Source organism: Mycobacteriales bacterium (assembly GCA_035533475.1).
In the GTDB taxonomy this organism is placed as follows: domain Bacteria; phylum Actinomycetota; class Actinomycetes; order DATLTS01; family DATLTS01; genus DATLTS01.
In genome coordinates, this window is record DATLTS010000011.1 from 1 (window position 1) to 24,367 (window position 24,367).

At 70.5% G+C, this 24,367-nt stretch carries 24 protein-coding genes and 1 tRNA gene; all 25 read right to left on the bottom strand.

Annotation, left to right across the window (positions count from 1 at the left end):
* Positions 1–786 precede the first annotated feature (786 nt).
* Positions 787–860, bottom strand: a tRNA-Pro gene (locus VNG13_01140).
* Positions 861–894: 34 nt separating this feature from the next.
* Positions 895–2,262, bottom strand: a complete 1,368-nt coding sequence (gene der / locus VNG13_01145) for a ribosome biogenesis GTPase Der (GenBank protein HVA59125.1) — start codon at positions 2,260–2,262, stop codon at positions 895–897.
* A complete protein-coding gene (locus VNG13_01150; protein ID HVA59126.1) occupies positions 2,259–2,930 on the bottom strand; it encodes a lysophospholipid acyltransferase family protein in 672 nt (223 codons plus the stop codon). Before VNG13_01150 ends, der begins: the two co-directional genes overlap by 4 nt.
* On the bottom strand, positions 2,927–3,676 hold the full coding sequence (gene cmk / locus VNG13_01155; protein ID HVA59127.1) for a (d)CMP kinase: 750 nt from the start codon (positions 3,674–3,676) through the stop codon (positions 2,927–2,929). The genes VNG13_01150 and cmk overlap by 4 nt, the downstream gene beginning before the upstream one ends.
* 86 nt (positions 3,677–3,762) lie before the next feature.
* A complete protein-coding gene (locus VNG13_01160; protein ID HVA59128.1) occupies positions 3,763–4,869 on the bottom strand; it encodes a prephenate dehydrogenase in 1,107 nt (368 codons plus the stop codon).
* Positions 4,866–5,228 (bottom strand): chorismate mutase, encoded by a 363-nt coding sequence (aroH, locus tag VNG13_01165; protein HVA59129.1) that lies wholly within the window; start codon positions 5,226–5,228, stop codon positions 4,866–4,868. The genes VNG13_01160 and aroH overlap by 4 nt, the downstream gene beginning before the upstream one ends.
* A 176-nt stretch (positions 5,229–5,404) precedes the next feature.
* Positions 5,405–6,157: a pseudouridine synthase gene (locus VNG13_01170; GenBank protein ID HVA59130.1), complete on the bottom strand. Its 753-nt coding sequence runs from the start codon at positions 6,155–6,157 to the stop codon at positions 5,405–5,407.
* The gene (gene scpB / locus VNG13_01175; GenBank protein HVA59131.1) at positions 6,129–6,722 is read right to left on the bottom strand and encodes an SMC-Scp complex subunit ScpB; all 594 of its coding nucleotides are present in this window, start codon (positions 6,720–6,722) and stop codon (positions 6,129–6,131) included. The genes VNG13_01170 and scpB overlap by 29 nt, the downstream gene beginning before the upstream one ends.
* Positions 6,723–6,790: 68 nt before the next feature.
* Complete coding sequence (locus VNG13_01180; GenBank protein HVA59132.1) at positions 6,791–7,675, bottom strand: segregation/condensation protein A; 885 nt, start codon at positions 7,673–7,675, stop codon at positions 6,791–6,793.
* An 84-nt stretch (positions 7,676–7,759) separates the two neighbouring features.
* Positions 7,760–8,455: a hypothetical protein gene (locus VNG13_01185; protein ID HVA59133.1), complete on the bottom strand. Its 696-nt coding sequence runs from the start codon at positions 8,453–8,455 to the stop codon at positions 7,760–7,762.
* Positions 8,455–8,859, bottom strand: a complete 405-nt coding sequence (locus VNG13_01190; protein HVA59134.1) for a cobyrinic acid a,c-diamide synthase — start codon at positions 8,857–8,859, stop codon at positions 8,455–8,457. The genes VNG13_01185 and VNG13_01190 overlap by 1 nt, the downstream gene beginning before the upstream one ends.
* Complete coding sequence (locus VNG13_01195) at positions 8,856–9,722, bottom strand: ParA family protein (protein ID HVA59135.1); 867 nt, start codon at positions 9,720–9,722, stop codon at positions 8,856–8,858. Before VNG13_01195 ends, VNG13_01190 begins: the two co-directional genes overlap by 4 nt.
* A 181-nt stretch (positions 9,723–9,903) precedes the next feature.
* Complete coding sequence (locus VNG13_01200; protein ID HVA59136.1) at positions 9,904–10,854, bottom strand: site-specific tyrosine recombinase XerD; 951 nt, start codon at positions 10,852–10,854, stop codon at positions 9,904–9,906.
* Between the two features lie 61 nt (positions 10,855–10,915).
* A complete protein-coding gene (gene ald / locus VNG13_01205; protein ID HVA59137.1) occupies positions 10,916–12,031 on the bottom strand; it encodes an alanine dehydrogenase in 1,116 nt (371 codons plus the stop codon).
* A 106-nt stretch (positions 12,032–12,137) separates the two neighbouring features.
* Positions 12,138–12,761: an NUDIX hydrolase gene (locus tag VNG13_01210; protein ID HVA59138.1), complete on the bottom strand. Its 624-nt coding sequence runs from the start codon at positions 12,759–12,761 to the stop codon at positions 12,138–12,140.
* Positions 12,758–14,437 (bottom strand): CTP synthase, encoded by a 1,680-nt coding sequence (locus VNG13_01215; GenBank protein ID HVA59139.1) that lies wholly within the window; start codon positions 14,435–14,437, stop codon positions 12,758–12,760. Before VNG13_01215 ends, VNG13_01210 begins: the two co-directional genes overlap by 4 nt.
* A gap of 54 nt (positions 14,438–14,491) precedes the next feature.
* Positions 14,492–16,915, bottom strand: coding sequence for an EAL domain-containing protein (locus tag VNG13_01220; protein ID HVA59140.1), 2,424 nt, complete (start codon positions 16,913–16,915; stop codon positions 14,492–14,494).
* Entirely contained in the window at positions 16,912–18,018 is a 1,107-nt protein-coding gene (locus VNG13_01225; protein HVA59141.1) for an FIST N-terminal domain-containing protein, read from the bottom strand. Before VNG13_01225 ends, VNG13_01220 begins: the two co-directional genes overlap by 4 nt.
* Before the next feature lie 192 nt (positions 18,019–18,210).
* Entirely contained in the window at positions 18,211–19,113 is a 903-nt protein-coding gene (locus VNG13_01230) for a copper transporter (protein HVA59142.1), read from the bottom strand.
* Between the two features lie 4 nt (positions 19,114–19,117).
* Positions 19,118–20,302 carry a putative cytokinetic ring protein SteA gene (gene steA, locus VNG13_01235; protein HVA59143.1) on the bottom strand — a complete coding sequence of 395 codons (1,185 nt, stop codon included), beginning with the start codon at positions 20,300–20,302 and terminating at the stop codon, positions 19,118–19,120.
* Positions 20,299–21,999, bottom strand: coding sequence for a DNA repair protein RecN (recN, locus tag VNG13_01240; GenBank protein ID HVA59144.1), 1,701 nt, complete (start codon positions 21,997–21,999; stop codon positions 20,299–20,301). The genes steA and recN overlap by 4 nt, the downstream gene beginning before the upstream one ends.
* Before the next feature lie 101 nt (positions 22,000–22,100).
* A complete protein-coding gene (locus VNG13_01245; GenBank protein HVA59145.1) occupies positions 22,101–22,991 on the bottom strand; it encodes an NAD kinase in 891 nt (296 codons plus the stop codon).
* The gene (locus VNG13_01250; GenBank protein HVA59146.1) at positions 22,988–23,782 is read right to left on the bottom strand and encodes a TlyA family RNA methyltransferase; all 795 of its coding nucleotides are present in this window, start codon (positions 23,780–23,782) and stop codon (positions 22,988–22,990) included. The genes VNG13_01245 and VNG13_01250 overlap by 4 nt, the downstream gene beginning before the upstream one ends.
* On the bottom strand, positions 23,779–23,952 hold the full coding sequence (locus VNG13_01255) for a hypothetical protein (GenBank protein HVA59147.1): 174 nt from the start codon (positions 23,950–23,952) through the stop codon (positions 23,779–23,781). The genes VNG13_01250 and VNG13_01255 overlap by 4 nt, the downstream gene beginning before the upstream one ends.
* A complete protein-coding gene (locus tag VNG13_01260) occupies positions 23,949–24,347 on the bottom strand; it encodes a hypothetical protein (protein HVA59148.1) in 399 nt (132 codons plus the stop codon). Before VNG13_01260 ends, VNG13_01255 begins: the two co-directional genes overlap by 4 nt.
* Positions 24,348–24,367 lie beyond the last annotated feature (20 nt).

Here is a 24,367-nt window from a genome sequence, read left to right on the forward strand (position 1 = left end):
GCGTCACCCTCGCCCTGGTCGTTCACGACGTCCATGCTGGTCGTTGTGCTCATCACGTGCGCTCCTCCCCGAGACCCCGGCAACTGCCGGCAGCCCCAGAGTCGGGCACCGAACTCACACACAGACGATTAGACACGCTCAGCCTTTCGCGTCGCGGTGGCGGCGTCGAAGTGGCGCAGATCGGTCACATACACGCCGCGACGATAGCGAGCTTGCCTGGGGCAACCGCCCTTGCCCAGCGCCCGAACTCCGATGGGAGTGCGCTGGGCGTGCTTTCGCTTCCGTTAAGCCGGCCGGCACCGAGCCGCGCCGACCACGCCAAGTTCTGCCAGACCGAGGGCTGGCACCAGATCCGGGACGCCCGCGGCCGCACCGGCACCCATCACCTCACCTGCGAGCTTGACCTGCGGGACGCCCGCTCCCCCGGCCGCTACGCTGCCCGCGGACGTGGTCCAGCTGCTGCTGCACCGGGTCGGCCTGACCGAGGCGGAGGTCGCCGCCATGACCCGCGCCGAGGCGATCGAACGGCTTCAGTGGTCCTGGACTGACGGCCGCTAACCCTGCCGAGGCGAGCCGGGCCACGGCCCGAACGCACGTCATCCTGCTCGTCCAGGACCTCCACGTCACCATAGCCAACGCCGCCACCGGCGAAGTCCTACGCGACCTGATCATCGACCCACGACGCGACTACCAACCCACCGGCCGACCCCCAGGCCCCACAAAGACATAGCCCGAACCTGCACAATGCAGGTCCGGGCTATTCCGATGTCCCGAGACATCACACCGTCGGGACGACAGGATTTGAACCTGCGACCCCTTGACCCCCAGTCAAGTGCGCTACCAAGCTGCGCCACGTCCCGGTGCGGCCCGGATTCGGGCTAGGACGCACAGAATCTATCCCAGGGCACCTCCGGTGCGCTTGTCCTTGACTCGGACCCCGATGTCGATGGGCGTCCCGGAGAAACCGAAACTCTCGCGCAACCGGCGCTCGAGAAAGCGCCGGTAGCCAGCCTCGAGGAAGCCAGTCGTGAACAGCACCACCCGGGGCGGCCGGATGGCGGCCTGGGTGGCGAAGAGCACTCGTGGCGCCCGACCGCCCCGGACCGGCGGCGGGGTCCCGCCGATGACATCGGCGAGCCAGGCGTTCAACCGGCCGGTCGGGATGCGCTGCTCCCAGCCGCCGAGCGCGGTTCGCATCGCGGGCGCTAACTGCTCGATGCCGCGACCGGTGCGGGCCGACACGTTCACCCTCGGCGCCCAGGCCACCCGAGCAAGGTCACGCTCGATCTCGCGTTCGAGCTGCAACCGGCGGTCCTCATCGAGCAGGTCCCACTTGTTGAGCAGTAGGACGATCGCTCGACCGGCATCGGCGGCCATACCGACGATGCGCTGGTCCTGCTCGCTCAGCGGTGCGGACGCGTCGAGGACGATGATCGCGACTTCGGCCGCCTCGATGGCCGCCGCGGTGCGTAGCGAGGAGTAGTACTCGCTGCCGGAGGCTTCCTTCACGCGGCGCCGTAAGCCCGCGGTGTCCACCACCCGCCAGGTTTCGCTCCCGAGCTCGATCACCGCGTCAACCGGGTCTCGGGTCGTCCCGGCGCGGGGATCGACGATCGCCCGCTCCTCACCCGCCAGGCGGTTGAGCAGGCTGGACTTGCCGACATTGGGGCGCCCGACGATGGCGACCCGGCGCGGCCCGGTCGGCCGCTCCGCGACGTCCGCCACGTGCGGCAGCGCGGCATAGATCGCGTCTAGCAGGTCCCCGCTCGAGCGCCCGTGCAGCGCGCTCACCGCGATCGGCTCGCCGAGCCCGAGCGCCCACAGGGCAGCTGCATCTGCCTCGCCGCGGGCATCGTCGACCTTGTTCGCGGCCAGGACAACGGGCTTGCCGGACCGCTGGAGGACCCGGGCCACCGCCTCATCCGCGTCGGTGGCGCCCACGGTTGCGTCGACCACCAGCAATACCGCATCCGCCGCGGTGACCGCGATCCCGGCTTGCGCGGCCACCCGGGCGGCAAGCCCATGGGCGTCCGGCTCCCAGCCCCCGGTATCGACGACGGTGAATGGGCGACCCCGCCAGGTCGCGTCATAAGCGACCCGGTCCCGCGTGACGCCGGGCACGTCCTCTACGACGGCTTCCCGGCGCCCGATGAGCCGGTTCACCAGCGTGGACTTGCCGACGTTCGGTCTGCCCACCACGGCGACGATCGGAATCTTGGCGGCTTCCGGTGCGGGCTCCGCGCCGCCGTCCGATGGGCTCACCGGGGCGGCGTCCGGCCGGTGAGCGGGAGCGAGCGATCGAGGTGGTCGAGCAACTGCCGCCGGATCTGCTCGGCCGCGGCGGCAACCGTGCTCCGGGCCCGCGGATCGCCGGTCGGCTCGACCCGGAAAGGGGTCCCGAAGACGATGTCGATCGGCACTCGAAGCCGGGGCAGGCGGTGGCCTCGTGGCAGGGCGTCGGCGGTGCCTAGGCACACCACGGGGACGATCGGACATGCCGACTTGAGCGCAAGGTAGCCGATTCCGTGCTGCACGGACTCCAGCATGCCGGTCCCCCGCGTCCCCTCGGGGAAGACACCGAGGACACCGCCGGCAGCCAGCACCGCCAGCCCGCTGCGCAGGGCGGTCCGGTCAGGACGACCACGGTGCACCGGGATTTGCCGGAAGGAACTCAGCAGCCGGCCGAGCCAGCGGTTGGTGTACAGCTCAGACTTGACCAGGAAGGCCGCAGGCCGGGGCGACTCGATGAACACGAAAGGCCCGTCGAGGAATCCGGTGTGGTTGCCGGCAAGCAGGACCGGACCCTCGGCTGGGATGAGATCGGCTCCGATCACGCGCAGTCGGAAAGCCAGCCGGAGGAGGATTCGGAAGGCCGCGCGCAGGAGCCGGAGTTGGGTTGTCTCCCTCAGCGCGCGGCCCGTGGCCGTCACCGGTCGGCTCCGCGCCCGGCCGGCAACCGCCCGGGGATCTGCGCCACGATCAGGGCGACAACCTCATCCACCGTGAGCGCAGTCGAGTCGATCACCAGGGCTTCGTCGGCCCGGACCAGCGGCGAAGTCACGCGGGTCGTGTCGAGCCGATCACGGCGCTCGATCTCCGCCCGGGTCTGGGCGAGCTCACTCGCCCGGTCGACCGGTCCGCTCACCTCCGTGAGATCCCGCGTCCGGCGCTCCGCCCTGGTCTCCGACGTTGCGGTCAGGAAGATCTTGAGCTGCGCATCCGGCACGACTACCTGCCCGATATCCCGCCCCTCGACGACGATTCCGCCGGCGCCGATGATCTCCCGCTGCCTGCGGACCAGGTGCAGCCGTACCCCCGGAACGCTGCTGACCACGCTGACCGCGTTCGTCACGGCCCTGGTCCGGATGGCCGAGGCGACATCGGTCTCAGCGACGGTGACGGTCGGGTGCGCGGGGTCCGTGCCGATCCGGAGGTCGATCTTCGCTGCGAGCCCGGCGAGCGTCTCCGCGTCTTCGAGGTCGATCCGGTCCTGTAGGGCCAGCCAGGTGACAGCGCGGTACATCGCACCGGAGTCGAGGTAACGCAGCCGTAGCCGGCCGGCGACCGCGCGCGCCACCGTGGACTTGCCCGAGCCCGAGGGACCGTCGATCGCGATGACGAGTCGCCGCGCCGGGTGGCCTCGCTCCGCCACCGGGACGGGGTGCGCGTCGGCCACGACTCTCCTCGGTCAGGTGCTGGGTCGGCCCACTGTAGAGGCAGCCCGAAAGTCGGCTCATGGGTTTATCGATGAATCGCTTTATCTCAGTCTTCGATCGGCCAGCCCCGCTGCGCCAGCCCGGCGCTCAGACCGGCGACGGACTCCGGGCGGACCAGCAGCTCGACGATGCCCACCGGCAGGCCCGGGGAATGATCGACGCGGAGATCTTCGATGTTGATCCCGGCTGCCCCGGCGTCGGCGAGCAGCCGAGCCAGCTGACCGGGCTCGTCCGAGACGATGACGGCGACCGCTCCGTACACCCGCGGGCTTCCGCCGTGCTTGTCCGGCAGGCGGCGGCGACCCGCCCGCCCGGCCTCGAGCAGATCGCGGAGGCCCCCGGATGCTTTGCCGCGCCGGAGTTCGGCCGCGGCTGATGCCAGCCGCGCGCTGACCTGATCGAGCGCGGCGGCAAGCGGACCGGCGTTGGCCTGGGCGATATCGACCCAAAGATCGGGATCTGACTCGGCGATCCGGGTCATATCGCGCAGGCCAGGACCCGCCAGGCGAACGTGGCTATCCGGCAATTCGGCGAACTGGGCGGCGAGCGCCGAGGCGACGAACTGGGGAACGTGGCTCGTGGCAGCCAGTGCCCTGTCGTGCTCCTCGGGGGTCATCTCTATCGCGGTCGCACCGCAAGCGCCGACCAGCCAGCGGGCCGCCTCGATCGCCTCCGGGCGACTGCGTTGCGAGGGGGTGAGAACCCAGACGCGTCCCTCGAAGAGGTCCGGTCGGGCGGCGCCGGGTCCGCTGCGTTCCCGACCGGCGATCGGATGGCCGCCTGTGAAGATCTCCGCCGCCGCCGGCGAATGAAGTCGACTGCTGGATGATTGAACGCTCAGAATCTCGATCTCATTCTGAGAGTGCGACTTGACAGATGAAGTATCTGTAATGCTGTCGCAGAGATTGCGTCGTACCAGGTCGCTTACGACCTCCACCACGGCGCCGGGCGGAACGGCTAGAACCGCCAGCTCGACGTGTTCGCCGGTGAGCGGTCGCCCCGCGCCGAGACGAATCGCGGTCTCCAGATGCCCCGAATCCCGGTCGTCGAGGTAGAGCTCATGTCCGCGGCTGCGCAGCCTGAGCCCGATCGAGGTGCCGATCATCCCCGCGCCGACGACGAGGACGCGGCGAGGCGGCTCGACCGGACTCACTTGGGCAGGTCGGTCCGCAGGGCAGCCGCGCCCCGCAGGTAGACATGCTTGAGGTCGTGTCGACTTCGCTCGGTCTCCACATGAGCGAGTAAGCGGAGCACCCGCGGCATCGCGCCGGGCACGTCGATCTCGGTGGCGCAGAGCATCGGGACATCGCTGATCCCCGCCGCTCGAGCGGCGTAGGCCGGGAATTCCGCGCGCAGGTCAGGCGTCGCCGTGAAGATCACGCTGACGACCTCCTCGGTGGTGAGATCGTTCCGCTCCAAGACCGCGTGCACGAGCTCGGCGATCGCCTCGAGGATCAGCTCCCGGTCGTCCCACTCGACCTGCGTGGCGCCCCGGACGGCCCGCACCGCCACGACCGCTCTCCCCTCGTTCGGACCGCTCCGGAATGGCACCCTATCGGTAGGACGACCTCAGGATAAAGCGTCCTGTCCGTGTGTCAGCACGACGCTATAAGGCTTTATCGACACTCAGCGGCACAGGAGACCGACGCCGGATACCGATGAAACCTTAAGTCGATGAATCGTTTCCATTACAAGCCGACCAACCGGCTCAGCTCTCCTACTTCGGTAGAGGTGAGATGCCGGGTCCGCCCTGGGCGCAGACTGTCCAGCCGGATCGGCCCGATCCGCGTCCGCACCAGGCGGGAGACGGGATGGCCGACCTCGGCCAGCAACCGACGCACGACATGGTTGCGTCCCTCGTGCAGGGTGACCTCGACGAGCGCCCGGCGAGCCGTGCTCTCCACCACCCGGAACCCGTCCACCGCGACCGGACCATCCTCGAGCTCGAGCCCGCCCCGCAGCCGTCGGCCGATGTCGCGGCCCAGTGGCCCGCTGACCTCCGCGAGGTAGGTCTTGGATACCTGGTAGGAAGGATGCGCCAGTCGGTGCGCGAGATCCCCGTCGTTGGTCAGTAGCAGCAGCCCTTCGCTGTCGGCGTCGAGGCGCCCGACGTGGAAGAGTCGCTGCGCGCGGTCGGCGACGAGGTCGCCCACGCAAGGGCGCCCACGCGGGTCGGACATGGTGCTGATCAGCCCCCGGGGTTTGTTCAGCACGAGATGCACCAGCCCCGGTATGGTCGGCACCCGCAATCCGTCGACTCGGATGTCGTTCCGAGCCGGGTCCACCCGGGTGCCTTGCTCCCGCACCACCCGACCGTCCACCTGCACTCGACCCTCGGCGATCAGGTGTTCGCAGGCGCGTCGGCTGCCGAGTCCCGCTCCGGCGAGAACCCGCTGGAGGCGGATTGCAGTCTCAGGCTCCAGTTGAGGTCGAGCCGTCATCCGCGTCAATCGAGTCGGCGTCAGGAAGATAGGGGGGTAACGCGGGGAGATCCTCGATCCCGTTCAGTCCTAGCCGTTCCAGGAAGTGCGCCGTCGTCCGATAGAGGATGGCGCCGTTCTCCGGCTCGCTCCCGGCTTCGGCGATGAGGCCGCGGGCAAGGAGGGTGCGCACGACGCCGTCCACGTTGACCCCACGGATCCCGGCGATCCGCGAGCGGGACACCGGCTGCCGGTAGGCGACCACGGCGAGCGTCTCGAGAGCTGCCTGGGTGAGCCGCGCCTGCTGACCGTCGAGGACGAACCGTTCGACGAAGGGGGCGCAGTCGGCTCGGCTGTAGAACCGCCACCCGCCGGCGATCGAGCGCAGCTCGTAGCCTCGGCCAGCCGCCGCGTACTCCGCCGCCAGGTCGACCAGGGTGGCCACGACCTCGTGGGTCGGCCGCTCGACTACCTGCGCCAGGACTACCTCCGACACCGGCTCGTCGACGACGAGAAGGACCGCCTCCAGGGCCGCGCGGAGTGGCGGCAGCTCGCCGGCCGGGTCGAGGGCGCCCGTCTCCGGCACGGCCTGGATTATGTCAACCGGATCGGCACGGCCTGCCCCCTCCGGGCCGGCTGGCCGGGGTGAGGCGGTCAAGGACCCCCCTCACGCTCGGCCGCGGGCCGGGAGGCGTCGACTTCGGGCTCGAGTTCCGTTTCGCCTTCGTAGGTATCCCCGGCCCACCGGTCGGTCTCCGCGCTGGACCGGTCGCCGCCGGTCCAGCGCACCCGCAGCTCCCCGAGCGGGGTCACCTGGTCGAAGGCGACGGCCCCTTCCCGGTACAGCTCCAGAAGGGCGAGGAAGCGAGCCACCACCTCCAGGCTGCTCGTGCAGTCGGCCCGCAGGGTCCGGAACGAGGCCGAACCCAGCCGGCGAAGTCGCTGAGCAAGCAGAGCGGCCTGCTCCCGGACACTGACCCGGGGAGCGTGCAGGTGGTCCAGGGCGATAACCGGGGTCGGCCTGGGGGCGCACACCCGGGAGGCCAGATCGGCGAACTCGGCTGGGCCGAGGCCGAGCAGCACCTCGGGGAGCAGCTGGGCGAACCTGGGCTCGAGGCTCACGGCCCGCGGGTAGCACCGGCCCTCCCCCGCCATCCGATCCGCGAAGACCCGGGCGAGCTCCCGGAAGGCCCGGTACTGCAGCAGCCGCGCGAACAGCAGGTCTCGAGCCTCGAGCAGGGCGAGATCCTCGTCGTCCTCCACGTCGGCGCCGGGTAGCAGCCGCGCCGCCTTGAGATCGAGCAGGGTGGCCGCGACCACGAGGAACTCGGTGACCTGCCCAAGGTCCCAGCCGTCCCCGAGGCCGCGAATGTGCGCGATGAACTCGTCGGTGACCCGGGAGAGGGCTACCTCGGTGACATCGAGCTTGTGTTTGGCGATCAGCCCCAGGAGAAGGTCGAACGGCCCCTCGAACACCTCGAGGTGAACGGTGAATGCGCCTTCCCGAGCTGGGGCCTCGGCCGAGTCGGTGCTCACCAGCCGACGGTATCCCCTCCGGACGCGCCCGCGCCGGTCGACGCGGCGGGCCGACCGGGTTATAGATATATCGCTCAGTCGGTTTGTCTATAGATTAGCGAGGGCGGCAAGGAGTGGACGCAGCAGCGAACCGAGCAGACTGAGCAGGGGCGGCTCGTTGCCCGCGATCGGCAGCAGCAGCAGGAGCCCGACCAGGGCCACCCCCCAGTTCTGCTCGGCGAGGTAATAGCGGGCCCGCTGCCAGCCGTGGTTCGGCGGCGCGAGGGTGAACAGGACGTCCGAGCCCTCCAGCGGGGGGATGGGGACCAGGGCGAGCACGCCGGTCGCGAGATTCGCCAGTGCCAGCGCAAGGAGGAACTGCTCCGCGGTGGTGACGGCCACGAGGGATCCCTGGAGCTGGGCTTTCAGCTCCACGTTCGCCGCCAGCGACGCCAGCTGCCCGCCGGCCATGGCCCGGTAGCCGATGAACCCGGCGCAGCCGACCACGAGGTTGGCCAGCGAGCCACTGAGCGCAAGGCCGATTCGCCGGCCCCGCCTGGCCCGCCAGCGGCCCGGTGTCCGGAGCGGGTGGACCCAGCCCACCCCAGCCAGCAGCAGAGCAACCACGCCGAACGGGTCGAGCTGCTGGCGAAGGTCAAACGGGCGGCGTCCCTCCGGCAACGCGGCGAGTTGCCCGGTGGCGCGCGCGAGCGCCGCACGAGCCACCACGTGCACCGCCGCCGCGAGCACGAATCCGACCGCGAGCGCCGCCAGTGCGACCGGATGGCGGAGCGCGTAGAGCACTATTGCCCGCGCAACCGGCGGACGAGGATGCTCGCCTCCCCCTTGGCGTCGAGATCGGCAAGCACAACGGCCATCGCCTCCCGGACGATCCGGCCGCGGTCCACCGCGAGCCCGTGGTCGCCGCGCAAGGTCAGCCGGGCGTGCTCGAGATCGATCAGCTCTTCGGGTGAGCAGTAAACGGTGATCTTCTCTTCATGGCGCTCCCGCCCGGTCGGCCGGCGGTCGTCGCGTACCCGACGGGGCAGATGGCGCACCGGGGCGGCCCCGCCGCGCCCGGACGGGTCCGCAGGCGCCACCGGATGGGCCGGCGGCTCCGCCAGGGAGTCGCCCGGCGGCTCGGGCGATCCGGATCCGGTGGCCCGGAAAAGCTCGTCGGCACCGGGGAGGCTGATCCGGCGGGTCATCGGGCCAGCACCTCCCGAGCGAGCTGCCGGTACGCGACCGCCCCAGCGGAACTAGGCGCGTAGGAGGTGATCGGCTCGCCGGCCACGGTGGTCTCCGGGAACCGCACGGTGCGGTTGATGACCGTGTGGAAGACCTGGTCACCGAAGCGTTCGACGACCCGGGCCAGCACTTCGCGTCCATGCAAGGTGCGCGCGTCGTACATCGTGGCCAGAATTCCCTCAAGCTCGAGTTCAGGATTAAGCCGCTCCTGGATTTTGTCTATGGTTTGCATCAACAGCGCTACGCCACGAAGGGAAAAGAACTCACACTCCAGCGGGATGATCACCGCGTCCGCGGCAGTCAGCGCGTTGACCGTGAGCAGGCCCAGCGAAGGCTGGCAGTCGATCAGCAGGTAGTCGTAGTCTGCGATCACTGGTCGGATGGCCCGACGCAGGGACTGTTCGCGGGCCACCTCCCCCACGAGCTGCACCTCGGCCGCCGAGAGGTCGATGTTGCTCGGAACGAGGTCCATGCCCGGGACATTGGTTTTCAAGAGCACGTCGTCGATGCCGACGTCGCGCTCCATGAGCAGGTTGTAGACGGTGCGATCGAGTTCGAGTGGGTTGACCCCCAAACCGACCGAAAGCGCCCCCTGCGGATCGAAGTCGACGAGCAGCACGCGCCGCCCGTACTCGGCAAGGGCCGCGCCGAGGTTGATCGTCGAGGTGGTCTTCCCGACTCCGCCCTTCTGGTTGCACATCGCCAGCACCCGGGCCGGGCCGTGGCGGTCCAGCGGGTCCGGTTCGGGCAGGCGTGGGACGGGCCGCCCGGTGGGCCCGAGTTCGCCGACCGCCGGCGCGCCCGATCTTGTCGACTTAGTCACAAGACGTTTCGCCTCCGTAGCCATGAAACGCTGACACGACAGGTCGGCAAGACGCTAGGCCGACGAATCGGCGACTCTATGGCCAGTTCCGGCCACCGGGCAACCCCCGACGGCGCGTCGGGGTCGAACACGCCGGAAGGTCCCGCCTTCGCCGGGTCCCTGGAAGCAGGTCGGCCGCGGCTCAGCCACGCGCGCGGGGATGAGCCGCCGCGTAGACCTCACGGAGCCGCTCAACCGTCACCAGGGTGTAGATCTGGGTCGTCGTCACCGAGGCGTGCCCCAGCAGTTCCTGCACGACGCGGACGTCCGCTCCGCCATCGAGCAGATGTGTGGCGAAGGAGTGTCTAAGGGTATGAGGCGATATGTCGATCTGAAGACCCGCCCGGTCGGCAACCCCGCGCAGCACCGCCCAAGCCCCCTGCCGGGTGAGCCGGCCCCCGCGGGCATTGAGGAACAGCGCGCTCGACCCGGTTCCCACCTTCGCTAAGGCCGGACGGCTCGCGCCCAGATAGGTCCGAAGGGCGACCACCGCGTACCGACCAAGCGGTACTACCCGGTCCTTGCCACCCTTGCCGTGCAGCCGCAGACTCCCGGTGAAGTCCACGTCGTCCACCGCCAGCCCGACCGCCTCGCTGATCCGGGCCCCGCTGCCATAGAGCAGCTCGAGGAGCGCCTGGTCGCGCTGCGCGCGCGGCGTGGCGTCGAATCCGGCCGCGTGGATCAGCGCCTCGACGTCTTCGATCGGGATCGCCTTGGGCAGCCGCCGGGGCGGCGTCGGCGGGCGGACCTCCCGGGCCGGGTCGGTGTCGGCCAGACCGTCGCGGACCGCGAAGCGGTGCAGCCCCCGGACCGCGACCAGTGTTCGGCTGGCCGAGCTCACCGCAAGGGGCGGATGGGCCTCGTCGCCCTCCCGGAGCCAACCGAGGAAGCCGGCCACATCTGCCTCGGACACGGTTCGCAGACTAGGCACTCCCCTCATCCGGAGCCATCCCGCATAACGCTCAAGGTCACATTGATACGCTTTTAAGGTATTTACCGCAAGGCCCCGCTCGACAGCAAGATGATCGAGATAAAGTCGCACCTGCCGCCTCGGCTCGCCAGACGGTTCCTGCGGGTGGGGTTGCGGCGACATCGCTACGCTGCTCGCGGGCTCTTCCGAGCCGCTTCCGCGGGAATCCGGCGCGTCGTCCGCATCAGCGGAGGGTGTCGGCCAGCGGCGTGAACTCGAGGCCGTGCCCGGCCGCCACCGGTTCGCAGGTGATGGCGCCATCGACCGTGTTGACGCCCAGGGCCAGCGGGTGGTCGACCGCGACCGCGGCCTGCCAGCCGCGGTTCGCGATCAGCTCGGCGTAGGGCAGCGTGACATTGGTCAGCGCGTACGTCGAGGTGTGCGGCACCGCTCCGGGCATATTCGCCACGCAGTAGAAGAGCGAATCGTGAACCCGGAAGGTGGGGTTGGAATGCGTGGTCGGCCGGGTTGACGCGAAGCAGCCGCCCTGGTCCACGGAGATGTCGACGAGCACCGAACCTGGCTTCATCCGCGCCACCAGGTCGTCCGACACCAGCTTCGGCGACTTGGCGCCCGGGACGAGGACGGCGCCGATGACGAGATCGGCGTCGAGGCAGGCCTTCGCCACCTCATACGCGTTCGAGGCGACCGTCTGGAGGTGACCCTGGTAGATCCGGTCGGCCTCCCTGAGCTTGGCGATGTTCTTATCGAGCAGGAGAACCTCGGCCTGCATCCCCAGGGCGATGGCCGCCGCGTTCATCCCCGACACGCCGGCGCCCAATACGACGACCTTGGCCGCATACACGCCGGAGACCCCGCCCATGAGCACGCCTCGGCCGCCGGCGTCGCGCTGCAAACACTGCGCTCCCACCTGAGGGGCCATCCTCCCCGCGACTTCGGACATCGGCGCGAGTAGCGGGAGCGTCCCGTCGGCCAGCTGAACGGTCTCGTAGGCAATTGCGGTGATCTTCGCGGCGAGCAGTGCGTTTGTGCATTCGAGCGACGCGGCCAAGTGCAGGTACGTGAACAGGATCTGGCCGGCTCGCATCCGCGCGTACTCGGCCGGCACAGGTTCCTTCACCTTGAGGACGAGCTCGGCGTCAGCCCACACGTCGTCGACAGAGCCGATGATGCGCGCTCCCGCCGCGGCGAAGTCGCCGTCCGGAATCGACGATCCAACCCCGGCCCCGCTCTCGACGAGGACCTCGTGGCCGGCGCGGACCAGCTCGTGCACCCCGGCTGGCGTGCAGGCGACCCGGAACTCGTTGTCCTTGACTTCGCGCGGAACGCCGATCTTCATCTGACGCCTCCCTCGCCGCGCTGGTCACCGGCCCGATTGCCGGTGGCGGGCGTCCTGCCGACCCGCGGCCGGGGTGATCCGAGTCTAGGTTGCACGGCCGCGGGGACTATGCCTTCGCCGCGGCCCAGGCCGGCCAGTCCGCCCCCGCCGGCCGGAGCAGGGCGAATCCGTCCCGGCGGGCGATCTGGGCGGCGAGCAATCCGATTGCCGCCATCGGGTTGTGCAGCGCCCCGGCGAACACCGCACGCACGGCCTCGTCGAGCGGCACCCAGCGGATCGGCATGTCACGCTCCTCGCCCTCCCCCGGTGGCCGTTCGACCACGGTCAGGTCCCGGGCGAGATATATCCGGACCGCCTCATTGCTCATCCCAGGCGTGGTGAAGGCGTCGACCAGGACGTCCCACCGAACGGCCGCCTGCCCGGCTTCTTCGGCCAGTTCCCGGCTGGCCGCGGCAAGCGGGTCCTCGCCTGAAACGTCCAGCAGCCCCGCGGGTGGTTCCCAGAGCAGGTGCCCGGCGGCATGGCGGTACTGCTGGACGAGCAGCACCCGCTCGGCGTCGTCGAGCGCAATGACACCCACGGCACCGGGGTGCTCGACAACGTCCCTGGTGACCCGGTCCCCGCCGGGCAAGTCGACGACGTCGGTGCGCACCCGGATGACTCTGCCGGAATTGAACGCGAGCCGACGCTCACGAACCGGGTGTCGGACCGGGAGATCGGCGAGGGTCACGGCACGGGCGCCGCGGTGACGCCTCCGACCGAGCTGCCGCGTGCGTCCGCGTGCGCGAGGGCGGCACCAGCGAAGGCGCGGAACAGCGGATGCGATCGAGTCGGACGCGAGCGAAATTCCGGATGCGCCTGAGTGCCGACGAAGAACGGGTGCAGGTCCCGGGACAACTCGACGAACTCGACGAGCCGGCCGTCGGGCGATGTGCCCGAAACGACCAGACCGGCCGACTCGAGTTGGCGCCGGTAGCCGTTGTTCACCTCGAACCGGTGCCGGTGGCGCTCCGACACGTAGGGCTCCGCATAGGCCTCCCGAACCAGGGTGCCATCGGTGAGTTTCGCCGGATAGAGGCCGAGACGCATCGTGCCGCCCATATCTCTCTCGCCCGCCACCACATCCCGCTGCTCGGCCATCGTCGCGATCACCGGATGCGGGGTCGCCGGGTCGAACTCCGCGGAGTTGGCGCCATCGAGACCGGCGAGCGAGCGGGCCACCTCGATCACCATGCACTGCAGGCCCAGGCACAGCCCGAGTGTCGGCAAGCCATTTTCGCGCGCGTGCCGGATCGCCCCGAGCTTGCCTTCGATCCCCCGAACCCCGAAGCCGCCGGGCACCAGGATGCCGTCCACCCCGTCGAGTGCGGCCGCGGCTCCCTCCGGGGTCTCGCACTCGTCGCTGGCGATCCAGCGGATCTCGATCCGCGACTCGTGTGCGAACCCGCCGGACCGGAGGGCCTCCGTGACCGAGAGGTAGGCATCGGGAAGATCGACGTACTTGCCGACCAGGCCCACCGTGACGTGGCGGGTCGGGTGATGGACCCGGCGGAGCAGCTCGTCCCAGTCGGTCCAGTCGACGTCCCGGAAAGGCAGGCCGAGCCGACGAACGACATAGGCATCGAGGCCTTCGCGATGCAGGACCTTCGGGATGTCATAGATCGAGGGGGCATCAGCGGCCGACACGACCGCGTCCTCGTCGACGTCGCAGAGCAGGCTGATCTTGCGCTTGAGATTGGCGGAGATCGATCGGTCCGAGCGGCACACGATCGCGTCTGGCTGGATACCGAGCGAACGCAGGGCATTCACCGAATGCTGGGTGGGTTTGGTCTTCAGCTCCCCGGACGGGCCGATGTAGGGAACCAGGCTGACGTGAAGGAACAGCACGTGGTCGCGACCGATCTCACGGCGGATCTGCCGGGCGGCTTCGAGGAATGGCAGCGACTCGATGTCACCGACGGTCCCGCCGATCTCGGTGATGACGACGTCCACATCGGGGGCGGCCATCAGCCGGATCCTCGACTTGATCTCGTTGGTGATGTGCGGGATGACCTGAACCGTGTCTCCGAGGTATTCGCCGCGACGCTCCTTGGCGATGACGGTGGAGTAGACCTGACCGGTGGTGACGTTCGCCGACCCGGACAGCTCGACGTCGAGGAAACGCTCGTAATGGCCGATGTCGAGGTCTGTCTCGGCCCCGTCGTCGGTCACGAAGACCTCGCCGTGCTGAAACGGATTCATCGTGCCTGGATCGACGTTGAGGTACGGGTCGAGCTTCTGCATGGTGACCCGCAGACCACGTGCCCGGAGGAGCTGTCCGAGGCTGGAGGCAGTCAGGCCTTTACCGAGGCTGGAGGCAACGCCCCCAGTGACGAACACATGCCGGGTGGTCTGCTGCTGGACCAATAGGGGCTCCCGTGTCGGATCGGCGGCGCCGGACGGGCGCCTGCCCACGGGAGATCACGGTAACACGGGCCGCTTCCGGCGCCACCTGCTCTCGTCGACGTGTCGACGGGTTCGCGATGCCAGGGGGCGATCCCGGGTGTCCGCGTCGGGGGCGTCGCGCGGGCCGGGCAGCCAAGTGGGCCCGCGCGACAGGAGGTCGTTGATCTGACTCGGTGGCCCCGGCCGGCCGAACAGGTAACCCTGCGCCTCGTCACAGCCCTGGGCTCGCAGCACATCGCGTTGGAGGTCGCTCTCGACACCCTCGGCAACGACCGAGAGCCCGAGACCCCGGGCCAGGGCGATGACGCTGCTTACGATGGCCGTGTTCGGGCCGTCGTCGGGAAGCTCACGAACGAAGGATCGGTCAATCTTGAGCTGGTTCACCGGAAGCCTGGACAGCCGGCTCAGCGAGGAGTACCCGGTTCCGAAGTCGTCGACCGAGATCCGCACCCCCATCGCCTGAATCGCCTCGAGCACCGCGACGGAGTCCGGCTCGTCACCATTGAGGAAGCCCTCGGTGATCTCCAGGGTGAGTCGCTCGGCGGCGAGGCCGGTCTCGCGGAGCACGTCTGCGACCTGTGCCGCGAGTTGTGGACCCACCTGGCCCGGCGAGAGGTTCACGCTGAGCCCCAGCAGACCATTCCCCTGCCACCACGCGGCCTGCGCGCAGGACTGGCGGAGCACGAAGTCGCCGAGCTGATTGATGAAACCGCTGGCCTCCGCCACGGGGATGAACTCGTCGGGCGGAATCACCCCGCGCTGGGGATGCATCCAGCGCAACAACGCCTCGACCTGGCTGATCTCACCGGTCTCGAGGTTCACGATCGGCTGATAGTGGACGGCGAACTGGCCGGCCTCGAGCCCACGTCGCAGGTCGCTCTCGACGTCGAGCCGGTCGCGCATTTCGCTGAGCATGCTCGCCCGGAAGGACACATAGCGACCTTTTCCTGCCGCTTTGGCCTCGTACATCGCGAGATCGGCGTTGCGCAGCAGGTCCCGGGCGGCGTCGTCCGGCCGCGGGCGGGCGCCCCCGATGCTCACGGTCACCTTGATCTCGTGGCCGTTCACGACGAACGGCTCCTCCAGCGCACCGAAGATCCGCTCCACGACCTCGTCGGCATCGTCATGGTCTTGCAGTCCTTCCACCAGGACAGCGAATTCGTCGCCGCCAAGCCGGGCCAAGGTGTCGACGTCGCGGACCGCGCCCTGCAGGCGCCCGGCGACGCCGCGCAGCAGTTGGTCCCCGGCATCGTGACCCAGACTGTCGTTGACCCGCTTGAACCCATCGAGGTCGAGGAACAGCAACGCCAGTTCGGTCCGGTAGCGGCGAGCGTGGCGCAGGGCCAGCGAGAGCCGATCCCTGAGCAGGGCCCGGTTCGGCAACGCCGTGAGGGCGTCGTGCATGGCGTCGTGTTGCGCGGCCTCCAGCGCCGCCCGCAGGGCCTGGACGTTCTTGGCATCGGTCAAAGCCACGCTCGTGTGATCGGCGAGCGCCTGCAGAATGCCCTGCTCCGCCAGGGTGAAGCGCCGGCCGGGCCGTCGGGTGGACACCGCCAGCGCGCCGACGACCACCCCGTCCTCGTGGACCGGTGCGGCCATGGTGGCGCTCATCCCCAGTCCGGCGAATTCCGGGTGCGCGACGGCCCGCTGCTGGTAGTCGTCGATGACCACGAAGCGCCCTTCGGTGATCGCTCGGCCGGTTGCCCCAAGCCCCCGGGGAACCCGGCGAACGTCATGCGCGATCTCCGGTGGCAACCCGGACGATCCGATCAGCTCGAGCATCCTCGGGTCGGCGGCATCGTTGACGCGCAGGCCGACGACGTCCACGTTCAGAAGATCGGCCGCGCAGGCGATGATCGCCTGGAGAACCTCGGGCAGCGGTGCCCGGGTGGAGACCGCACGCAAGATGGTCGTGAGTCGCTCGAGAAGGGCCTGGCGCTCTCGGAGGTTGGCGACCAGCTCGGCGTTCTCCGTGGCCTGCCGCTGGCTCACTTCGCGAAGGGCTCGTTCGTCGGCGAGCACCGAAAGCCCACGCAGCGACAGACTCAGCACCCGGGCCATCCCGCGCAGCAGGTTGCATTCCTCCACGTCGAAGACGGCCTCCCCGACCCGGGCCAGCAGGAGTCGCCCGCCGGGGAGCCCTTCGATCGGCCCGGCGAAAACCGCGCATCGGCCGAGCCCGGGAAGCTCGACGAGCGGCTCATTGCAGTGCGCGACGGCGCGGAGGCGAGCCTCCGGAACCCGGCCCTGCGCGTACCCCACCGACGCGCGCACCCCCGCATCGGTCACCAAGACCGCGACTTCGGCCTCGACGGCCTCGGCCGCCTGCTCGACGGCGCTGCGCAGGACATCGGCTTCCTCGGTCAGTCCGGACACGGCCGCGAGGAAGGCGGTGAGTTGCTCGGCAGCCCAGCCGCTCGCAGCGAAGTCGACGCTCATCCGACGGCGAGGACCACGAGTGTCTGATTGTGGAAGCCGCCGGTGCCCCGGGTACGCGCGATCTCGCCGTAGGTGTAGAAACCGGCAACCGGGACGCCGCCGGCCCGGTCCCCCACGATGGCGATTTCTCGGGCGATGCCAGGCTCGCCGAGCACCGCCCGGCGGGCAATGCAGTCGAAGGCCAGCAGCCCGAGCGGGGCAGCCCCGGCCAACTGCTCGAGCGCGTCGTCACAGGCTGCCTCGGTTGCTCGCAGCACCGACTCGTCGTCGCCTTCCATGATCCAGGTCATGCCACCCTGGGGCACCCGAGCGATGCAACCCAGGGAGCGTTCGGTGAAGTCAGCGTCGGCGATGAACCGCACCTCCTGGCCGCTGCGCCTGGTCAGGCCCAGCGGATGGGTCAGCGCGAAGCGGGTGAATGCGGCGGCGTCATGGTGGGCAGCTTCGGGGGCGTCGAGGCGGCGTAGATAGACATCGAGGGCGGGCTGGTCGTCGAGGGCGAAGACCCGGTTTCCGGAGCTCGCGGTGACCAGCATCGGCTCGCCGACGGTGCGCCAACCGTGCTGGACGCCGATCCCGAACGGGCCGGTCGATCCGATGGCAACGGCAACCACGGCGTCGTCGAGGAATCGATCGTTGTGCAGCACCTGGGTGCGGACCATCCGAAGGTCGTCTCCGGCGCAGCCCCCGACCAACGGCACCTCCGCGCCGACGACCCCATACACACCGCGCACGATCTCCTGTTGATCGCCGGCCAACCCGTCGGTGAGCAGCAGCAGGACCGCGTGCTCGCAATCGCCGATCTGCCGGAAACACGCGGCCGCTTCGGCACCGGCGTCGCGTAGGCGCTTCGATGCTCCGGTTGCGGCCGCGGTCGCCACGGTGAAACCCGTCCCGCCGAGGGCGAGGACAACGATCCCCTCGTCGCCGGGCCCGTCGAGGGCGATCTCACCCGCCGTGGAACATCCCACCACCGGCACGTCCCCGCATGATTCGCGCAAACCCGCGGCGATCTCAGCCAGGTCGAGCGCGGAGGAGACGAAGACGACGATCAGCGCGGGGACCGCCCCGCCGGTGGCCTGGGCTACCGCCGAACCAGCCATGGCCCGGGCGCCGCTACCGCTCGCCCGGCCCACCCCTAGCCAGCGATCCGCCTGACCCGTTCGATCCGTCGATTGGCGAGTCACACTCTTCCCTCGGCAGGATCGGACCGAGGCTAGACCGTGATTGGAGGAGATACGTAGAACTGCGGTCGAAACCCCCCGCTGTAGTCAGCGGGTCCTGGTCCGTCATGACTACTTCGCCGGAGGCAACGGGCCGCCGGAACCGGGTCCCGTGCCATAGTTCCCGATCTGGCCGGCCAACCGTCCGGCCAGGGCGAGGACCAGGGCCACCTGACCCGGGGGCGCCTCGATCGAATCCACAGTGGTGACCGGCGTGGCGAGGCCCCCCGCGCGGGCCGCGGCCAGCACGCCGGGGTCGCTGGCGGCGCTGACCGGACCCGCGAGAACCGCTCCGGAGCCCCGGACGTCGAGGGCCTCGACCAGCGACAGCAGGTCCTGAGTCGACACGCTGGAGGAGGTCGGACCGGGGGCGGCGACGAGCAGGACGGCGAGCGACGCCGCGGTCTGCCCACCGGCGGACACGGTGAGCAGACGGCCCTCCTGGTAGGCGGCGAGGCTAGTCGGGAGGTCGGTGGCGGTTCGCGCCCGGGCGCCCGGGCGCTGAACGAGCACCGAAGCCAACTGGGAAGCGGCGCGCTCCGCGCCGGTGTCGGAGGTCCCGCCGGGAGGTCCGCCGAGCCGTGCGGCGAGCGCGCCGAGCAGGGTGTCCTGGTTGGGGTCCAACCAGGACGAAGTCAACACGATGTCCGTGGTCACGACCGCACCGGCCCGGCGCAGCATCGACTCGACCTGGCCACGTACCGTGCCGACGACGCCCGGCGCGCTCACGACGGCCACCGACTGACCGGAGAGCCGACCGGCGACCGCAAACGGGGCCACGCCGGCGGAGAACCGCCCAGCGGAGTCCAGCTCGGCCGTCAACTCGGAGATCTGCGCCCGCAGTCCGGAGACCGGACCTGGCGTGGAAACGACCGCAACCGGAACTCGGCTGATCGTCGAACCGAGCAGGAGGCCGGCGGCGAGCGCGAGGAAGACCGCGACGAGCGATACGACGTGATAGCGGAAGTTGACCATCGGTCTAGAGGTTGCCGCGAACCCAGCGCACGACCTGCGCCCAGTCACGGACGATCGTGGCACCGAGCAGGTGCGGGGACGGAGAAACCATGGCGGCAAGGCCGACCACCAGCACCGCCGCCAGGACCAGCGCGGCCAGCAAGGCGAGCGAGATCCGGGGTCGGTACAGCTGGGCGACCGCCGAGGCGCTCACCAGCTTGCCGCCGACGCGCAGTCGGGTGAGCAGACTGCTCGCCATCCCGGACCGGCCACGGTCCAGAGACTCTTCGAGTGTGCTCTGGCGGCCGGCGGTGACGATCAGGGAAGCGCCATTGGCATCGGCGAGCAGGATGGCCGCGTCCTCGTTCGTGCCTGCGGTCGGGCACACCCTGGCCTCGAGGCCAAGGTCCTGCACCCACTGCAAGCTCGGCACCTGGCCGCCCGGATCGGCGTGGACGACGAGCTCGGCGCCGCAACGCAATGTCTCGTCGCGTACCGCGTCGAGATCACCGACGATGACGTCGGGCCGATAGCCCGCCTCACGCAAGGCGTCGGCGCCCCCGTCGACTCCGACCAGTACCGGACGGAACTCGCGGATATAGCCGCGGAGGGCGGCGAGATCCGCGCGCTCCTGATAGCCACGCCCGACGACGAGCGCGTGACGACCGTCGAACTCGGTGCGTACTCGCGGGATGCCGGCGCCGTCCAAGAACAGATCGGAGGACCGCCTGAGAGACTCCGATGCGTCACCCAGAACCGCCTCGAGTTGTCGGCCGAGGCCGGCTGAGGCGTGCTGGGCCGCCGCCGCGACCGTTCGTGTGCTCTGTTCGGCTCCGCTCGCGAGCACGGCCCCGTCGGCGGCGTACACCGTGTCGCCGCATACCCGGATCGGCTCCCCCTCGCGGATCCTTCCGAGGATCTGTGGCCCCACCCCGTCGACCAGCGGGATGCCCGCGCCCGCCAGCACGGTCGGGCCGAGGTTGGGGTAGCGACCGCTGGTGGAGGCGGAGACGTTCACGACGGCCGCGGCCCGCCCGGCGAGTAGTGCCGCCGCGCTGACCCGGTCGAGGTCGACGTGGTCGATCACAGCGATGTCTCCCGGTTGCAACCGCCGGGCCAGCACGTCGGTCCGCCGATCCACCCGGGCGGGCCCGCTGACCCCGGGCAACGGGGGCGACTGCCGGGCCCGGTGCGGGAGCGCAAGCTTCATGATCCCTTGGCCGCCGCTGCCGTCGCCAGCAATTCCTCCGCGTGACCCCGGCCGAGCTCCGAGTCGGCGAGGCCGGCCAACATCCGGGACAGTTCCCGGATCCGATCGGGACCATCGACCTGCCGCACGCCGCTTTCGGTGACGAGTCCGTCGTCGTTCTTCTCGACCAGGTAGTGCCGATCCGCGAAGGCCGCCACCTGGGGCAGGTGCGTGACCACAAGGACCTGTCGGCCGGCGGCCAGCCGGGCCAGCCGGGCGCCGATCTCCACGGCGGCGCGACCGCCGACCCCCGCATCCACCTCGTCGAAGACGAACGTCGGCACCGGATCCGTCCCGGCCAGGACCACCTCGAGCGCCAGCATGAGGCGGGACAACTCTCCGCCGCTGGCGCCGCGGGCGATCGGTCGCTGTGGGGCACCCGGATGGGTTGCGAGGCTGAACTCGACGTGGTCGCTCCCGGCCGGCCCGAAGCTCGGGCCGGTGCGCACGCTCACCTCGAGTCGCGCATGCGGCATCGCCAGCTCCACGATCTCTGCGGTGACCGCCTCGGCCAGCCGGTCCGCGGCCACCCGCCGGGCGGCGCTGAGCTCGCCGGAGGTCGACGAGAGCACGCGTTCGAGCTCGTCCAGGTCAGCCTGCAACTGGCCGATCCGGTCGTCGTCGCCGCCCAGCTCGCTCAGCCGGGACTCCGCTTCTGCCGCCCAGGCCAGGACCGCGTCGACGTCGGGTCCGTACTTGCGATTCAGCGCCGCCAAGGCAGCCTGCCGTTCCTGACCGGCGGCAAGCGCCGCCGGGTCCGCGTCGATGCTCGCGGCGTAGGACGCCAGGTCCGCGGCGAGATCCGCCAGCGCGTAACCGGCGTCGGCGAGCCGACCGGCGAGCCCGGCCAGCGCCGGATCGTGGCCGGCTACCGCATCGAGCGCCCGTCGACCCTCGGCGACGAGGCCCAGCGCGTCGCGCTCCTCGCCGCTCTCCTCGCCGCCGGTGAGCGCGGTGTGCGCCGCATCGGCGGCCCGGCGCAACGCATCGGCATGGGCCAGCCGGGTGACCAGCTCAGCTACCCGGCCGTCCTCCCCCGGCTCGGGCCGCACCGCGGCGATCTCGGCCCGGCCGTGCCGGAGCAGATCCGCCTCCTGCAAGCGCTCCCGGGTCCGAGTCGTGAGCTCGGCGAGCTCCGCACCGGTCGCGCGGTGGCGGGTATACGCAGCGCGGTAGCCGGCCAGCGGTGCGGCAACCAACTCGCCGGCAAAACGGTCGAGCGCCTCCCGCTGGGCGGCCGGCCGGCCCAGCCGCAGGTGCGCGGCCTGCCCGTGCCGGGCGACCAGATCGTCGGCGAGCTCGCCGAGCAGCGACACGGGCACCGACCGCCCGCCGAGGTGCGCCCGGGACCGGCCCTCGGCGAGAACGTTGCGTCCGAGCAGCAGCTCCCGGTCGTCGAGCAACGCTCCCGCGTCCACAGCGCGACGTGCGGCGGACCCCTCCGGATCGACCAGGAAGCGGCCCTCGACGGCCGCCCGGTCGACGCCGGCCCGGACGAGGCTCGGATCACCGCGCCCGCCGAGGAGCAACTCGAGCCCGGTCACCACCATCGTCTTGCCCGCGCCGGTCTCGCCGGTGAGCACCGTGAGCCCGGGAGCGAGGGTCAGCGTGGCCTCAGCGATGACGCCGAGTCCGGTGATCCGCAACTCTTCGAGCACCAGGCCACGATAGGGGCGCGGGGCCGGCGGGCGGGGGACTGTCCACGGCGCGGCGGATCAGTCGGTTCCTGGGTCGAGTGGGCGGATCGCACCCGGCGGGGCTAGATTTCCGGGCGGCCGCGCCAGCCCTGGACCGGAAGTTGGAATTTCGCCACCAGCCGGTCGGTGAACGGTGCCGCGGCCAGGCGGGCCAGGCGGACGGGGTGGGCCCCGCGCCGCCCTTCGACCCGAGCACCGGCCGGGAGATCGAGAGTGCGCCGACCGTCGCAGAACAAGACCGCGCCGCCCTCGACGTCGACCAGTTCGACGGCAAGGACCGAGGTGGGAGCGACGACGAGCGGCCGGGCGAACAGGGCGTGCGCGCTGATCGGAACGAGAAGCAGAGCCGCGACCTCCGGCCAGACGATCGGGCCGCCGGCGGAGAACGCGTACGCCGTCGACCCGGTCGGCGTGGCCATCACGACCCCGTCGCAGCCCCAGCGAGACAGCGGACGGTCGTCGACCTCGACCACGATGTCCAGCATTCGCTGCCGGGCGGCCTTTTCCACCGTGGCATCGTTGAGCGCCCACTGTTCTGCCACGACGGCGCCGTCGACACTGACCGATACGTCGATGGTCATCCGTTCCTCGACCTCGTAGTCCCGGGCGAGCACCCGATCGACGACCCGATCCACCTCCTCCTCCTCCGCCTGAGCGAGAAAGCCAACCCGGCCGAGGTTGACCCCGAGCAAGGGCGCGCCGGCCGGCCGGGCCAACTCGGCCGCCCGGAGCAGCGTGCCGTCGCCGCCGAGCACCAGGACGAGCTCGGCACCGACTGCTGCTGCCGCCGGTGCGACAGCGACGATGCCGGCGCAGTCGAGGACGGCGGCTTCGGTCTCCAGGGCGTGGACTGTGATGCCCGATTCGACGAGGCGGCGCGCCACGTCCACGCCGAGCGCCACTGCCGCGGAACGCCCGGTGTGCGTGACCAGCAGGACCGTCCGGTCGGTCACGACGGCCCCAGGCTGACCGCGCGCTCGGCTTGCTCCGGATCGAGCGGGGGCCCACCCCGAACCAGCCGCAGGAAGTACTCGACATTCCCGGCCGGGCCAGGCAGCGGACTCGCGACCACCCCGAGCACTCCGTGGTCCAGATCGGCGGCCGCCGCCGCGACTGCGACGATGGCGGCGACCCGCAGTGTCGGATCGCGGACGACGCCGCCCGACCCGACCCGGTCACGGCCGACCTCGAACTGCGGCTTCACGAGCAGGACCAGTTCCCCCTCGGTGCAGCCGACCAGGGCCGGTAGCACGGTACGCAACGAGATGAAGGACAGGTCAGCGACCGTGAGTTCGACCGGACCGCCGAGCTGGGCGGGGGTCAGCGAGCGAACGTTGGTCCGGTCCAGGACGTGCACCCGAGGGTCGGTACGCAGCCGCCAGTCGAGTTGTCCGTATCCCACGTCGGCCGCGATCACCGACGCCGCCCCCCGCCGGAGCAGGACGTCGGTGAACCCACCGGTCGACGCGCCGGCGTCCAAGCAGCGCCGATCGGCGATCTCGAGATCGGTCCACGTCTCGAGGGCCCCGATCAGCTTGCCCGCGCCGCGCGACGCATAGCGCTCATCCGTGCGGTCGTCGGCGACCAGCACCGGCGTATCCGGATCCACCCCGGTCGCCGGCTTGTGAGCGACCAGGCCGGCCAGCCGCACCCGACCCGCAGCGACCAGCTCGGCCGCTTCCCCGCGGGAGCGGGCCAGCCCGCGCCGGACGAGTTCCGCGTCGAGCCGGGCCCGACGGGTCACCCCGCGGGATCCTCGTCGAGGTCGGCCAACGCGTCCTGGAGCCGGCGGTGCACATCCTCGTAGATGGCCACGTGTTCGCTGAGCGGCGCCGACGCCACCGAGCCGAGTCGCTCGAGCGCGGCGTCGATTCTCGGTTCGCCGGTCCGCTCAGCGATCGGCTGTTCGGTCACGGAGTCTTCTTCGCGGGTCGGGCCGCGGCCTTGCGCGGTGCCGCCTTGCGCGGTGCGGCCTTGCGCGGTGCGGCCTTGCGCGGTGCGGGCGCCGGTCGGGGCCGCAGGTCACCTTCGATGCGGCGCAGCCGCTTCTCGAGGGTGGCGACCGCATCCGCGGTCGCCAGACCGGCGCGTTTGAGCGCCCGGTCGATCTCGTAGCGGACCAGACCCACCAGCGCATCGCGGTTCGACTTGCTGGTCTTGCGTAGATCGTCGGCGAGACTGGCCGCCTGCGCACGGGTGGCGTCCCCCTGCGCGACGAGGGCCTTCGCGGCCGCACTCGCCCGGGCCCGGGTTACCTCGGTCAGCCCGTTGGCCAACGAGACGTAACCGCGTAGGGCGTCACCGATCATGGGGGCCTCCTCGGGCCGTG

Coding starts and splice junctions, on each gene's coding strand:
- VNG13_01170 (HVA59130.1), bottom strand. CDS start 6,157: ATGACGGCTCGACCTCAACTGGAGCCTGAGACTGCAATCCGCCTCCAG.
- VNG13_01190 (HVA59134.1), bottom strand. CDS start 8,859: ATGACCCGCCGGATCAGCCTCCCCGGTGCCGACGAGCTTTTCCGGGCC.
- VNG13_01200 (HVA59136.1), bottom strand. CDS start 10,854: ATGTCGCCGCAACCCCACCCGCAGGAACCGTCTGGCGAGCCGAGGCGG.
- ald (HVA59137.1), bottom strand. CDS start 12,031: ATGAAGATCGGCGTTCCGCGCGAAGTCAAGGACAACGAGTTCCGGGTC.
- VNG13_01220 (HVA59140.1), bottom strand. CDS start 16,915: ATGAGCGTCGACTTCGCTGCGAGCGGCTGGGCTGCCGAGCAACTCACC.
- VNG13_01225 (HVA59141.1), bottom strand. CDS start 18,018: ATGGCTGGTTCGGCGGTAGCCCAGGCCACCGGCGGGGCGGTCCCCGCG.
- VNG13_01230 (HVA59142.1), bottom strand. CDS start 19,113: ATGGTCAACTTCCGCTATCACGTCGTATCGCTCGTCGCGGTCTTCCTC.
- steA (HVA59143.1), bottom strand. CDS start 20,302: ATGAAGCTTGCGCTCCCGCACCGGGCCCGGCAGTCGCCCCCGTTGCCC.
- VNG13_01260 (HVA59148.1), bottom strand. CDS start 24,347: ATGATCGGTGACGCCCTACGCGGTTACGTCTCGTTGGCCAACGGGCTG.